Below are 15,220 nucleotides of genomic sequence, written 5' to 3' on the forward strand. Positions count from 1 at the left end.
GTACTAAGTTTATCTGAACGGGATAGGTTAATCTGCTTATTTGAAACTGATATGAATGCATCTCAGTTTCAAATCAAACCATGACCCTTCTGATCCGTTCAGATAAATTTTTAGCTGAGATATTCTTTAAATTTCTTCTACCACAACGGCCTCCTGTACCTGTGCGGGCCGGGTACGGAATGAGCGCCATTTCTCTCCCAATTTATCTACCAGGTAGTATACCATGGGCACAAGGTAGATCGTCAGCACCATAGAGCTGGACAGTCCGCCAATAAGGACCCATGCAAGGGAGTTTTTCCATTCTGCTCCCGCACCAGTAGCTGTTGCAATAGGGATCATACCTATCACCATCGCAATGGTTGTCATCAGGATAGGGCGGAGCCGTTCTTCACCGGCATATAGAATAGCCTTGCGATAGTGCATGCCCAGCGCTTTCTGCTGATTGGCAAAGTCAACAATAAGAATGGCATTTTTTACAACCAGCCCGATCAGCATGAGCATTCCCAGCATGGAGAAAATACCAATATCCGATGACGACAAAGCCAGTGCCAGCAAAGCGCCGATGACAGCAACTGGTATTGAGAATAATACCACAAACGGATACACAAAGCTGTCGTAAAGCAACACCATGATGAAGTAAACTAATATCAGGGCTGCGAGCATGGCGATACCCAGCGATCCAAAGCCATCCGACTGGTTTTTTGCGTCTCCGCCCCATGAGATTTCTATTCCATCGGGCAGCGGATTTTTAACAAGATCTGCCTGTATCTGAGCGGTTAAAGTGCCAGATCCGATTCCAAGTGTGTTGGCTGTAACAGTTACCGAAGAGCGGCGGTCCTTGCGTTCCAGCATGGATGGACCGGTGCTCAGGCTTACATCGGCAAACTCCGAAAGACGCACGGAACGGTTGGCAGCAGGACTGAAAAAGTTGATACTTTTCACATCTTCAGGATCTTTCCGGTCAAAAGCATCCAACATGATGCGGATATCATAATCCTCGCTGCCGTCACGAAATTTGGAGTCGTCGTTTCCTGCAAATGCATTCTGGAGTGTAGCGCCGACGGTCTGGATACTGAGGCCGAGTTTCGCCATTTTCTCCCGGTCTATATTGACTTCCACTTCCGGATTTCCGGCTTCAACACTGACGTTCACGTCATTTGCACCCGGTGTTTTGCTGATCCGGTTCCCAAGGTCCTGGGCCGCTTCCAGCAGTTTTTCCAGATTGTCGCCTGCCAGGAATATTTCGATGGGGGAGGTGCCGGAATTTACTATACCCACCACAGCGGAGTTGAATTCGATAGCCACAAATTTCTTTTCCAGCTCTTTCCGCAACGCAATCATATATTGCTCCGTGGGCAGGTGGTTTGGCCGGTTTTCCGCCGGGAGGAGTTCTACCGTAAGTTCTGTGCGGTTTGTTTGTCCTTGTCCCGAACTGTTAAGGCCGGTACTTGCCCCGCCGACGTTTGCGAAGATCGTTTTTACCTCGGGCTTCCGGCGCAGATAGTCTTCAATGCTTCTTGCTGTTAAATTATTGTGCTGAAGGGAGGCGCTCTTGTCGAGTTTCATGGTAAGCAGAAATTTCCCCTGATCGCCCTGTGCCACAAACTGCTGGCCTATAATGCCGAGGCTCATTACAAATCCGGTGGCAACAAAGATGGCGGCCAGGATACCTGTAAAAGCAAGTTTATGGGTTAATACCCATTCCAGGCTGCCATGGTACCACTTGGTGAGGTTGTTGAGCATCTTTTCAAACCACAACAAAAATGCCTGGAAAGGATTTTTCGGGTTAAGGTGTTCAAGTTTTGCCAGCCGGGAGGTCATCCAGGGCGTAAGCGTAAAGCTTGCCACCAGACTGACCATCGTTGCAAAGGCCACTGTTAATGAAAACTGACGGAGCAAATCACCGATTACTGAATTGACGAAAGTGATCGGAACAAATACTACCACAATTACCAGCGTAATGGCTACAGCCGCAAAACCGATTTCGCTCATGCCGTCCAGTGTCGCCTGCCAGCGGTTTTTACCCATTTCGAGGTGTCGCTGAATGTTTTCAAGTACTACAATGGAGTCATCCACCAATATACCGATCACCAGCGAAAGGGCCAGCAAGGTCATCAGATTGAGGGTATATCCCATCACATACATGAAGAGGAAGGCCGAGATGAGTGACGCAGGTACCGAAACCATCACAATGAAAGCATTGCGGAAACTATGCAGGAACAAGAGCATGACGGCTCCTACCAGCAAAATGGCAATGAACAGGTCATGCGTGACGGCGTCAACGGATTCGAGGGTGAAAATGCTGCTGTCATAGGCAATGGCAAAATTAACTTTGTCCTTTGCGTTGGCTTTTTCAATTGTCTCTAATTTTAATTTGACCAGCCTGCTGATCTCTACGGCATTGGCGTCCGTCTGTTTTTTGATGAATAACCCGATCCCGTTTTCTCCGTTATACCGGCTGATACTTTCCGATTCGCTCAGACCATCGGTTACCGTGGCTACATCTTTCACCCGCACCGGGCTCCCGCTGATACCTCCTGCTGTTTTTGGCGTTGCAACCACCAGTTCGCGGATATCGTCCATTGACCTGAATTTGCCAGCCAGCCGCAGCGTCATGTTTTCGGAGGTGTTTTTTACTTTTCCGGTCGGGAAATCCATATTAGCCTGATTGATGGCCATGGTCACGTCAAGAATAGACAGGCCATAATAATTAAGTTTGTCGTCATTGACGTTGACCCTGATTTCCCGCTTGTCGCCACCCACCATGTTGATTTCCGCAACGCCGGGTATTTGTTGCAAAATGGGTAAATACTTATCCTCCACCTGCTGGTAAAAAACTTCAGTCGGTAAGGTGGACGTGGCCAGTAACTGCATGATCGGCTGATCGCTCGGAGATATTTTTGTCAGTGAAGGTGTGGTGGCATCCTCCGGGAGGTCGCTCACCATGTTGTTGATATCGCGCTGTGCATCCTCCATGGCCAGGTCAATGTCGGTGCCAGGCTTGAACTGGATAATAACTACTGAGGCCCCCTCGTGAGACTGGGACTTCACGTTGTCGATATTGTCCAGGCCCGACACTGCGTCTTCAATCCGCTTGGTCACTTCTGTTTCCACCTCTGAGGAAGCTGCCCCGGGATACACCGTGGTGACCGTGATGGTTCCTACCGAAAATTCGGGCAGCAATACGTAACTCAGCTGGGTGTAGGAAAACAAACCACCGATGATCAGTACTGCAAAGAGTACGATGATCATGGAAGGACGTTTGATGATGGTTTCTATAAAATTCATAATTTATTTCTTTAAAAATGAATAAGTTACTGGGCAAGAACAGCCGTTCCGTTCTGCAGGTTGATCTGCCCGCTGGTTACCACTTTGTCTCCTTCCTTCAGTCCTTTGGTAATTTCGTAGTACTCATTGTTGGTAGTACCCACTGACACATCTTTAAGAATTGCTTTTCCATTTTCGATCACAAAAAGCTGAGGATTTTTAGCTGAACCTATAATGGCCTGTCGTGGCACCGATAGCCCCTCGCCCTTCACCTGGTTGGAATTGGTAACAGACCCGTACATGCCTGCGCGGAGCGGGTTATTTTTGGAGTTCTGCACCATGATTTCTACCGGATAGTTGTGGGCAGCATCCCCTTTTGAGCTGATCAGTGAAACCTTGCCTGCAAAGTTATGATCCGGATAAACGTCTGTTTTAACCGCGATCGACTGCCCTGGATGAAAGTGATTGATTGATTTTTCGGGTACATCCACCACGAGTTTCAGAACGGCAATGTCGGTAATCTCCGCAATAGGAGTACCTATAGAAACCACTGAACCTTTCTCAACAAGTTTCTCCGTGATGATCCCGGAAAAAGGGGCGGTAACATTGGTGTTCTGAATCTGCTTGTTCAATTGCTTGATCTGCGCCTGCGTTGCCCGGATATTCAGCGCGGTTCTCTCCAGATTCACTGCGGCTACGGCGTCGCCTTTAACGAGTACCTCATAACGTCTCAGGTCATTCTGATAACCTTCCAGCGTAACCTGCAGCGCTTCTACCTGATAGTGAAGCTGTTCGTCGTCCAGCTTGGCAACAAGCTGTCCGGCCTGTACGTACTGTCCTTCCTGAATAAGCAACCGAACCAGTTGTCCACCTGCGAGCGGGCTGATCTGCGCCTGGCGGTTGGGAGAGAAGGAGCCCAGGAAGCCGCTTTCCTGAGAAAGGTTGCGTTTTTCGACTGTGGCCGTTTTTACACCTATCCTTTGGTCGGGGTCGGGGCGGTATACTTTGGCCTCCGTTTTTTCTTTATTGTTTAATAATTTGGCTGCAGTTAGGCCTATCGTAGCCAGTAGTGCAATGAAAATGAATGCGCGTTTCATGGGTGTTAATGTTTGGTATGTGACAGGAGTATGGTCGGAACCTGGAATGATTCCGGATTTATGCAATGAAATTATTTTTCGAGGAGTGCACCGGTTGCTTTTTTCCAGTCAAGCTCTGCCTGCAGAAGCTGCACCAGTGAGGTCAGGTAATTGGTTTGTGCTTCATTCAAAGTATTCTCCGCCTGGATTACGTCGGTCAGGGAAACGGTACCTTCTTTAAACTGTAACTGTGTTTGTTTGTAAACCCTTTCTGCCAGCCGTACCTGATCGCTTTTGGAACGGATATTTTTTTGTTCAACAGTAAATTTGCTTTGGGCATTGGCCTCTTCCATCTGAAAGGTTTCCTCTAGTTGTCTGATTTGGACATTAAGCTTCTCAGTATCAATTCTATTCTGCGTCGCTTTAGCTTTTCTTGCAAAACCATCAAACACATTCCAGTTCAGCTGCAAACCGGCCCAGTATCCGGGTACTGCCTTTAATACCGAATTTTCTCCGCCTTTGCCATAGTATGCCAGGTTGGCTACTCCATAAGCGCTGACGGTGGGTATAAAACCGGCTTTGATATTGCGCCCGTCGAGTTCGTTGAGGTCTTTCTGCCTTTCCAGTAATTTCACTTCGGTTCTTCTCAACGGCTCGTATACTGTTTTGCCGGGATTAAGCATGTCATTGCTAACTGTTACTACTATACGTATGGTGTCGGATTGGGGCAGGCCCGTATAGAGTTTCAGCAGGTTGGCAATCTGGTTGTAAGAATCTCGTACCGATGCGAGCTGTGTTTCCGTAGCGGTTTTATTGATCAAAATCCTGTCTTTGTCTATTCCCTGGGCCATCTGATTTTGATAGAGCAGGTTGGATATCTTATAAAGCCGGTCCTGAGACACAAGATTGGTGTCCAGAAATGCTATCTGCTGTTTCAGCATAACCAGGTTATAGTAGGCGTAGGCAACGTTGTAAGCAATGTCTTCCTTTGTTTTTACAGTACTAAGCGCCGTCAGGTCTCGGCTCAGGTTAGCGGCTTTCAGTGCAAAACGGACGGATGGATTGAAGAGCGTCTGTGATACCTGGGCAGATGTGGAAAGATTATAGGGAAGTCCCAGCGCCAGTGTCGTATAGGATCCTTCCGGACCCCCGAAAGTACTGGCCGGAACTACCTGTCCGGGAATTTTAAAATAGCCCTTGTAGTCGCCAGATATGTTAAAGCTGGGCAGCAGGCGGGCTTTCACCTCGTCTATTTTGGCACTGGTCTTTTTTTCATCCAGTGTCGCCGACTGGATCTCGAAACTATTTTTAAGTGCCAGCTCCACCAACTGGTCAAGATTGTACTCTTGGGCATGGAGTGTCCCTGAAAGCAATACCATCAACAGGCTTGCCCAATGAAATGAAAATTTCATAATAATTAACAGAAAATGGATAAAATAAATATTTTAAATATTTGTTTAAATTAGGGGCAAAAAAAATTACTTTTTCCAGAACAGGTAACTCAGTACCATATCCAGTACCGTATTTTTAAATTCTTCGGCAAAGACCATGAATTGCTCTTCGCTTTTCTCAAACACTTCCTGGTGTATGTTTTTACCCAGGAAAACAAACTGAATTCCACAAGTGATCAATGGCAGGATCGAATCTATTTCAATGGGACGCAACGTACCTTCCTTCACCATTTCAGTGAGCTGATCATTGAACTTCGTGGCCTTGATCCGTCGCATTTTATGAAGCGGCAGCAACCGGCGTGGCTCCTTGTGCACTTCACTCATGACAAAAATAACCAGGTCCGGTTCACGTTTCATCATGTCAAACTGATGATTCACCACTTCTATAATCTTTTCTTTCAGGCTGATAGACTTGTTAAAAATGTCTATGGTTTCCTGAAAGTACAATTCGATCATATCCCTGAATATCTCAAGGAACAACTTTTCTTTACTCCTGAAATAATAGTTGGTAAGCGCAATATTAGTATCAGCAGCATCCGCAATATCTCTTGAAGTGGTACCGTCAAAACCCTTTTTCAGAAAAACCTGCTTGGCTGCCTCCCGGATTTTATCTTCACTGGTTTTGGAAATACACTTCATTTTGAGTTTTTCACTTTGTAATTACGATCCAAAGTTGTGGAATAGATTTTATAATACCAAAACATTTAAATTAAATTTTTAAATGTTTGTTTAATTGTTTTGTTTAATCTTCACTATTTTATAATTTTTTGTATTATTCCTTTTTTTTGTATCTACGAAAAGTTCCGGACCTCTTACCATAACGTGGCTTTTGTCTGTGATGTACCATAGAGGCATGTATCCAGGCCCATCCCGGCGACGAGATAAAAAAGAAAATTATTGAAAATGCTTGCAATTGTAAAATTAACAAATTTACTTTGTCTATATATTTTATAGACTAACCTTCGAACCACCCGGAGTGAGGTATTAACCCATGGATCATTTGAAAATGGTTAATTTACTTTATTTACGAATTTGTTCCCGGCAAAGCCAGGTGGTTTACAGCGACGTCATCCGTGTAATGATGCATTGTTGCTGATATTCTGATTCCCCAAAATTGATTTGATTACTGCACTGTACGGATATATTCCCGGTAGGTAGTTTGTCGGAATATCCTAATCATCGGTGGTTGGCGATTCTGGACTTGCCGGCACGCTGCCTCGGGAATATTTCTGTAACGTGTGGTTTGAGGTAACCTGTCAGGAGGTTGCGTATAGCTTAAAGCGTTTTTCATAAACCTGTCTTACGGCCGCGCTTACGTATGCAGGCCTGGGATATGCAGCTTTGTTTGTGAAATTGATCAAGTCACTCATTACCACAGGTGCACATTCCAGCATTCCCTGGGATAAGCCTTTTTATGAAATTAAATGGCTCAACCCCATTGGCTGGGTATTGGAAAGATTTATTTCTACTCCTGCCACGCATCATGCGCATCATGCGGATACTTCGGATGACGGTGTGGGATACTACAAAGGCAATTTTGGAAATATGTTTTTCCTGTGGGACATCATTTTTGGTACCGGCATCATCACCCGGAAATACCCTGCGTCGTACGGTATCAAACATTACCAGGAAGAGGAGTGGTATGCGCAGTTCCTATGGCCGATATTCAAATCAAAAAAGGAAGGCAGTGAGCTGTCTGCGAACGGTCCTATGGTAGGAGACGAAGTGCCGGTGGTTGTCCGTGAGCCCATTATTCTTTCGCCGGAAATTGCGCAACAGGCTTGATCCGGTTCTGATGATTCTTTTAAAACCAATTTCTGGCAATTAAAATGGTAAAGATGAAAAAATTACAACCGTTCGGATTTTTATTGCTGATGCTTGTGCTTCAGAATACCGGGTTTGCCCAAAACCGTGAGAAAAGCCAGTTGCTTACTTTTGAAGCATTTGAGGCAAAGTTGCAAGCCGCGGGAAAAGATGCCCAGATACTCGACGCACGTTTGCCGGAGGAGTATGTTCAGAATCACCTGGAAGGGGCAGTGAGTTTCAGTGTAACCCAAAAGGATGATTTTGCCAGGGAAACCGCCAGACTCAACAAGGATAAGCCGGTATTTATTTATTCTATCGGCAATGGAAGAAGCGGTGTGCTGGCTAAGGAACTCCGGGAGAATGGTTTCACGGATGTAACGGAGATACCGGGAGGTTTGAGTAAATGGATCGGCTTGGGCAAGCCGGTTGTTTCCACTGTGGGCAAAGGCCTCTCGCTGTCTGACTATGCTGCTTCATTGAACAGCGACAAGCTGGTACTGGTTGATTTTGGTTCAAGATATTGCGGCTCCTGTAAAAGACTTGCCCCACTATTGATTCGCTTAAAACAGAGCAGGCTAATGTTTTAAAGGTAATTCATGTTGAGGCCTATGAAAACAAACAGCTCACCAAAGAGCTGGGAATTACAGGGCTTCCCACTTTGATACTCTATAAAAACAATGAAGTGGTATGGAGGAAGACAGGCGGCGCTTCCCGGAAAGAAATTGAAAAAATACTGGCCGCACAGTCCTTGTAACTTCTCAATATGGGAACAGCGTTACAGGCTTTGTGACGCGGCAATAGAAAAATGAGCCAGGCTTTTCACGACCTGGCTCATTTTAAATATTCGGCATTTTATCTTCCTTAACGGCTCAGATAAAGGTTTCTTTCACTGTATATTTTCTGGAAGAAATCATCCTGCAGGTCATCTATAAAGTAAATGGCCTCACCGGTCGACTTCATTTCAGGCCCTAATTCCTTGTTCACATTCGGGAATTTATTGAAGGAGAAAACAGGGATTTTTATAGCCCATCCTTTTTTTACCGGTTTGAAATCAAAATCAGAAACCTTCTTGGCGCCAAGCATCAGTTTGGTAGCGTAGTTCACATAAGGTTCCTGGTATGCCTTACAGATAAAAGGTACCGTGCGCGAAGCACGCGGATTGGCTTCTATCACATACACCACCCCGTTTTTAATCGCAAACTGTACGTTAATGAGCCCTTTCACGCTCATGGCCTTGGCTATTTTTTTGGTATGGTCTTCAATCTGACGTACTTCATCGTCTGTCAGGTCAAAGTGCGGAAGTGCGGCATGTGAGTCCCCGGAGTGGATACCTGCAGGCTCAATGTGCTCCATGATCCCGATGATGTATGAATCTTCTCCGTCGCAGATGGCATCAGCCTCCGCTTCCAGGGCACCTTCCAGAAAGTGATCCAGCAGGATATTGTTATCCGGAATATCATGGAGGATTTTCACTACATGCTGTTCCAGTTCTTTTTCGTTGATAACAATTTTCATATTCTGGCCACCCAGTACATAACTCGGCCTTACCAGCAATGGGAAGCCCAGCGTACGGGATAATTCCACAGCTGCGTCGGAGGTACGGACGGTCCCAAATTTGGGATAAGGTATACCCAGTTCTTCAAGTAGGGGAGAAAAACGCCCGCGATCCTCGGCCCAGTCAAGAGAATGGTAACTGGTACCGATGATTTTGATACCATACTTGTCCAGTTTTTCTGCCATTTTCAGGGCAGTTTGTCCGCCCAGCTGAACGATGACTCCTTCCGGTTTTTCGTGTTCGATGATATCAAAAACGTGCTCCCAGAAAACCGGTTCAAAGTATAACTTATCCGAAATGTCCGGATCCGTAGATACCGTTTCCGGATTGCAGTTGATCATAATGGTTTCATAGCCCGACTCTTTGGCTGCAAGCACACCATGAACACAGGAGTAGTCAAATTCAATACCCTGGCCAATGCGGTTAGGACCCGAGCCCAGCACAATTACTTTCTTGCGATCGGAAACAACAGACTCGTTATCCGGCGTATCCTGGGAAGAATTAAAAGTAGAGTAGTAATAAGGTGTTTTTGCCTCAAATTCCGCCGCACAGGTATCTACGCATTTGTAAACACGTTTGATGCCCATTTCCTTTCTTTTATCGTAAACCTTACTTTCCTTGGTTCCGAGCAGATGCGCGATCTGACGGTCTGCATATCCTTTTTGTTTCGCTGTCAGAAGCAGTTCTTTGGGAAGATCACTCAGGTCGTATTTTTCGATCTGATGTTCCAGTTCTATCAGTTCTTCAATCTGGCGGAGGAACCAGGCATCGATCTTGGTAAGGTTCTGGATGGTCTTGAACGAAAGGCCGATTTTGAATGCATCGTATATATGGAAAAGGCGATCCCAGCTCGGGTGCTGAAGACTGTGTTTGATCGCTTCCTGGTCGCGGAGTTCGCGGCCATCGGCACCTAGTCCGTTGCGGCGTATTTCCAGCGACTGGCAAGCTTTCTGAAGTGCTTCCTGGAAGTTTCTTCCGATACCCATGGCCTCTCCGACTGATTTCATCTGAAGGCCCAGTGAACGGTCGGCGCCCTTGAATTTATCGAAATTCCAGCGAGGTACTTTAACGATCACATAGTCGATAGATGGCTCGAAGAAAGCAGAAGTACTTCCTGTGATCGGGTTAATGAGTTCATCCAGGTGATATCCGATTGCCATTTTTGCAGCAATTTTTGCAATTGGATAACCCGTTGCTTTGGACGCCAGTGCGGACGACCGGGATACCCGCGGGTTTATTTCGATGGCAATGATCTGGTCGTCTGCCGGGTTTACCGAGAACTGAACATTACAACCGCCTGCAAATTTTCCGATCCCGTTCATCATTTTGATCGAAAGATCACGCATTTGCTGGTACAGGGTGTCGGGCAGTGTCATGGCTGGGGCCACGGTAATGCTGTCTCCGGTATGCACGCCCATCGGGTCAAAATTCTCGATGGAGCAGATGATGATAAAGTTACCAAGGCCATCGCGGAGCAACTCGAGCTCATATTCTTTCCAGCCCATCGCGCTTTGCTCCACCAGTACCTCATGAACCGGAGATGCGTGCAAGCCGTTATTAAGTGCTTTGTCGAAATCCTCTTCTTTTTGCACAAAACCGCCACCTGTACCTCCCAGGGTATAGGAAGGGCGTATTACCAGGGGAAAACCAATTTCCTGGGCAATTTCTTTACCTTCCAAAAATGATCTGGCAGTACGACCCTTACAGACATTCACCCCAAGTTCAAGCATTTTCAGACGGAATTTCTCCCTGTCTTCGGTGGTTTCTATGGCCTTGATGTCGACTCCGATAATCTCAATATTGTATTTTTTCCAGATACCTGCTTTATCACAATCAATGGCAAGATTCAGGGCCGTTTGTCCACCCATTGTTGGTAACACAGCGTCGATGGGCCTTCCCAGCGCTTCGTGTTTTTCGAGAATTTCTACAATGGATTTTTTTTCGAGAGGAAGCAGATAAACATGATCAGCACTGATGGGGTCAGTCATGATCGTTGCGGGGTTGGAATTGATGAGTACAACCTCAATACCTTCTTCGCGTAGCGAACGGGCTGCCTGAGAACCTGCGTAGTCAAACTCGCACGCCTGACCTATAATAATTGGACCTGAACCGATAATTAGAACGGACTTGATATTCGGATTTTTGGGCACAGTAATTAAAAGTTAGAAGAAATATGGATTTTTTTTCTTTGAGGAACAGATTCCCTGCCGGTATGAGTCGGCTTTTTTAGGGGTACGTCCAAAAATTCCACAAAGTTAATTCACATATCTGAAAAAGAATACCCCTTTTCTGATTTTAATATAAAATTTAATTTCTTCATTGTCCTTTAAGGTGCTGGTGAATGCCCTCTTAAAAGGAAAAGATTCTGGGAAAAATAAAGGCGGAAAATGGTAAATGCATCATTGCAGGGGGACGATGGAGGGAGCGGAGATGTCAAAATCGCGTAGCCTGAGGGGAATATTGCCATCTGCACCAAACCGGAAGACGGAGGTGTTCCCGGGGATATTCGGGTAGTAACCCACCCTGAGCTGGATGGTATTAAAAGTAAGATTTTCATTCCTTAACCGTAAGCCAAGGCCATATCCCTGATACACCGGGCCATGGAGCAGTGATTTGACACTATTGACCAGGCCGAAGTCAGCGAACACAAAATAGGCAATACGGAATCCGAGAAGGCTTTTATCGGAGAAGAAAACGGTTTCCATGCCAAGGGTAAGCCTTTTAGTACCAATGAGGCGGTCGCTGCTGATTCCCCTGATTCCCTGCTCCCTGCTGATGTTGAGGTAATCCAGTGAGTCGCGGTTGACGCCGTAGGTATATTTAAGGGTAACAAACTGCCTGAAAAAGCTGTACCTGAAAGGGATCAGATTGCTGATGTAGTTGAGTTGGCCGTTGTAAACACCCTGCTGCATTTTACTGCTTTTGAAATAACTCCCGAAGTTCAGCAACAGATAGGAATACCCCATATTGCGGGGGAGGTAAAGCCCTTTAGCAAACTGAACGCCGCCATAACCCCTCTCTCCGAACTGCGTACTTTCCTGTCCACCAGTTACAGATAACAGGTTTCCTACAGGGACGTCCTCTGTCCGTCCGAAGCCATAGATCAGTACATCCCTTTTGTAGTTACGGTTGGAAAAGCCTAGGCTCAGGAGGGTAGCACTTCTGTTCCAGTAAATTTTGTTGAGATTGGGTCCCACCTCCGGACGGTCGTGGAATACATATTTATTATGACGCAAAGCCACCACCAACCGGGAGTTTTTGGTAAAGATCTTGCTTTCAAACGGAAATTTGAAAGCCCTGCCCAGCCATGAGTCGTAATAAAAGAAAGAAGTGGGGAAACGTATTTCAACCTCGGTATCATTAATTTTCCTCTTGTACTGCCGCAACCGGGTATGTCCTGCTTCTAAAGCACCGGCATACTTGGTTTCATTGGTAAGGAAAGGCCTGAAAAAACGTACCGACTGCTCCTTCAAATCCCTTTCATAAATAAAATTGGCCTGGCCGGTTATAAAGGTTTTTCCGATGTAGGGGATTGTGTAGATGGTCCTGAACTGGAATTTCTGAAGGGTGTCTTTGCCGTCCCACCTGACCGCCGTAAGCTGGGAGTGGGTGGTTCCCTGTACGTTAATATTTTCGACCCCCACATTAAATTTATTAAAGGTATTAAAACCGCCCGAAATATTAAGCGACCAGGCATCCTGTATGATTACCATTACGTCGGCCATCCAGGTGATATCTTTTCTTGGGATCACAACAATACGGGCATCCACCACCAGCTTGTTGGAACGCAGCAGCCGCTCATTGTCCTTGAGTACCTGCGCCTTGATCTCGTCCCCTTCCGAAAATAACAGGAACGATCGCCTGATGATGCCCTCGCGGGTATTGGTATGTAAATTTTTACTCAGAAAGCGCTCTAGTTGATTTCCCGTTCGGGCAGTGTCATATACAGACTGACCCAGGATATTCAGCTGTTTTACGATGATATTCTTGATAATCATCCCTTCATATTCTGTAAAGGGATTGGTTTCAATTTCCTTCACCTCCTTCACCTGTCCCTGATTGTAGACGTCTCTGAAAAGCAGACGGTAAATGGCCTTCGAAAATTTTGTTTTCGACATCCTCAGTTTCAGATTGGTATACCGGATACTGTCTCTGTTAGCCACACTTTTCGGGATCGTATCCTGATTTTGTGCAGCCGCAGATATACTCAGCAACAATAGAAACATCAAAAATTTATACATGGGGCCGGACAGGCAATGTAATCGGTCTATTAAATGTACGAATATCAGTTAACGTAAGATTACTTACTTTTAATATCGTACCAGCATACAGACTATCCTAGCCCGATCCGGGTTTTATTTTTCAGCGTTTAGAATGGCGGGGATCAACTTTTCCGGGGCATTCGGAGCGGGAGCATTTTTAGAGTGGAATTTCCCATTAGGCTTTATGATAGCGTAAGTGGCTGGTTCACTTGGATTTAATCTGAAGATGAGGTCCATTACCTGATTGGAGTTTAGGAACATGTGTATTCCTTTCAGGTTGTGGCGGACAATGTATTGCCGGGCCAGATCCGTGGAAATCAATTCCTGTTCATCCTGAAGATGCAAATAAATAATTTCTACCGACGGGGGCAGCTGAGCGCGTATACCAGCCATGTACTCGAGATCTTCCCTGCTTTTGGCATCTTCCAGATTCCATTTTACCAGGTATAACGTTTTACCAATGTATTTTTGCAAAACATCGTTCAGCCAGGTATTGCCTCTGTCATTGGATGCACTGATCCAGTAGCCAGGTATTACCTCCACAGGGTAGGATCGCACATCTTTAAACGAAACAAACTTTCGGATATCACTGCTGTCCTTCACTTCCAGGCTGACCAGTTCGGCCAGTGATTTTTTCAACTGCGGGAATTTCAGACGTGTCTGGATATGTTTATTGAGTGCGATCTGTTGGTTGTAACTGAATTTATAGAAATTGTTTGATAGATATCTGGCGTTGAGAAAATCCAGTGCTGTGCTGTCAAACAATTCTCGGTAAACACGGCTTTCCCGTTCAAAGTCGAAGAGCAGGTTCAACACCGGTTCGTTGCGCCCGAAAAGACGGCTCATGAAATCAACATCCGATTTTTCCCCGGCACCGTTTTTTTTAAGATCCGTCAGTTTTTCTCTTTCCGCCTCCGTAAGGTTGGGGGTATTGTTCAAAAAAAGGTCGGCCATTGTTTTTACCGGGAGCGAGTTATTTCTTCCCGGCGAAAGGCTCTTTTTGTCTTCTACTTTGGCATCTGCATAGGACCCGAAACGTGCCAGCCAGGTTGCTCTCTGGGCGGTTAAAGGCGGGTTGTTGAGCCGCTGGATGCTATCAGCGATTTTAGTGCCCAGTTCCAGCCGGTTGGCCAGTACGTATTCATAAATATTCTGCTGCTTTTCATCTTCGGCCAGGGAGCTCACCCAGGTTTTCAGGGCCGGTGACAGGATGGCTTTGGCGGATACTTGTGTGAGGGCCGACTTTCTGAGCTGAGCCCTCTGTTCGGCTGCGCGGAGCGCCTCATCGGGAGAATTGTCCCAGAATGTTTTGTAAAAATCCACACCCAGCGTTTTGTTGGAAGTGAAAGATTTATTCTCGCTCTCCAGGTAAGAATAGTACTGATTGTTAGCATCCGCATTGACGCCGGAAAAGTAAAACAACCGTTTCGCCGTAGCGAGTGAGTCTCCGTCGAAAGTAATCTGTATTTCTCCGGGTGAGCCCAGAAAGGTAGTAAAAGCTTTTCCGCCATAGTCCAGATAAAATTCTTCCTGCTGATAAAAGATAGGAAGTGATACCCTGAAAGTACCGTCGGGCTGCAGCGGAGCTTGTTTGGAAAGTTCGGACTGTGGCTGTAAAATGTTGTTCCTGGAAAAGGTCACCACGGATGCCTGGCGATAGAGCCTTCCGTTGAGATTCAGTATTTGTCCCTTAATGATCAAAGAGTCAGTCTGACTGTAAGACGACAAGGGTATCAGAAAAATGGCCAGTATAAAAGCGATGCGAAATTGCATAATTGTCAGGGAATTTATAGCGAAAAATAG

At 46.1% G+C, this 15,220-nt stretch carries 7 protein-coding genes and 2 pseudogenes; 2 read left to right on the forward strand and 7 right to left on the reverse strand.

All coding sequences use genetic code 11. The features are described 5' to 3' along the window. Window positions 1-126 precede the first annotated feature (126 nt). The 4 genes from KOE27_RS06495 to KOE27_RS06510 form a co-directional block, all read right to left on the reverse strand. Window positions 127-3,288 carry an efflux RND transporter permease subunit gene (locus tag KOE27_RS06495; protein ID WP_215238003.1) on the reverse strand — a complete coding sequence of 1,054 codons (3,162 nt, stop codon included), beginning with the start codon at window positions 3,286-3,288 and terminating at the stop codon, window positions 127-129. 26 nt (window positions 3,289-3,314) lie between these two features. Continuing rightward, entirely contained in the window at window positions 3,315-4,364 is a 1,050-nt protein-coding gene (locus tag KOE27_RS06500; protein WP_215238004.1) for an efflux RND transporter periplasmic adaptor subunit, read from the reverse strand. A 71-nt stretch (window positions 4,365-4,435) separates the two neighbouring features. Beyond that, window positions 4,436-5,755 carry a TolC family protein gene (locus tag KOE27_RS06505; RefSeq protein WP_215238005.1) on the reverse strand — a complete coding sequence of 440 codons (1,320 nt, stop codon included), beginning with the start codon at window positions 5,753-5,755 and terminating at the stop codon, window positions 4,436-4,438. Window positions 5,756-5,821: 66 nt separating this feature from the next. Beyond that, the gene (locus tag KOE27_RS06510) at window positions 5,822-6,433 is read right to left on the reverse strand and encodes a TetR/AcrR family transcriptional regulator (RefSeq protein ID WP_215238006.1); all 612 of its coding nucleotides are present in this window, start codon (window positions 6,431-6,433) and stop codon (window positions 5,822-5,824) included. A 684-nt stretch (window positions 6,434-7,117) separates the two neighbouring features. On the opposite strand from KOE27_RS06510, the pseudogene KOE27_RS06515 reads away from it, so the two are divergent. Both KOE27_RS06515 and KOE27_RS06520 read left to right on the forward strand, forming a co-directional pair. Then, window positions 7,118-7,579 (forward strand): annotated as a pseudogene (locus KOE27_RS06515) (sterol desaturase family protein); the annotation flags it as partial. 89 nt (window positions 7,580-7,668) lie between these two features. Next, window positions 7,669-8,354: pseudogene (locus KOE27_RS06520) on the forward strand (thioredoxin domain-containing protein). A gap of 107 nt (window positions 8,355-8,461) precedes the next feature. On the opposite strand, the gene carB reads toward KOE27_RS06520, so the two are convergent. The 3 genes from carB to KOE27_RS06535 all read right to left on the reverse strand — a co-directional run bounded on the left by carB (window position 8,462) and on the right by KOE27_RS06535 (window position 15,190). Beyond that, complete coding sequence (gene carB, locus KOE27_RS06525) at window positions 8,462-11,305, reverse strand: carbamoyl-phosphate synthase large subunit (protein ID WP_215238007.1); 2,844 nt, start codon at window positions 11,303-11,305, stop codon at window positions 8,462-8,464. Between the two features lie 249 nt (window positions 11,306-11,554). Beyond that, complete coding sequence (locus KOE27_RS06530) at window positions 11,555-13,396, reverse strand: hypothetical protein (protein ID WP_215238008.1); 1,842 nt, start codon at window positions 13,394-13,396, stop codon at window positions 11,555-11,557. A gap of 114 nt (window positions 13,397-13,510) precedes the next feature. Continuing rightward, window positions 13,511-15,190, reverse strand: a complete 1,680-nt coding sequence (locus KOE27_RS06535) for a hypothetical protein (protein ID WP_215238009.1) — start codon at window positions 15,188-15,190, stop codon at window positions 13,511-13,513. Between the last annotated feature and the right edge of the window lie 30 nt (window positions 15,191-15,220).

Origin of the sequence: Dyadobacter sp. CECT 9275, assembly GCF_907164905.1 — a bacterium.
Classification (GTDB): domain Bacteria; phylum Bacteroidota; class Bacteroidia; order Cytophagales; family Spirosomataceae; genus Dyadobacter; species Dyadobacter helix.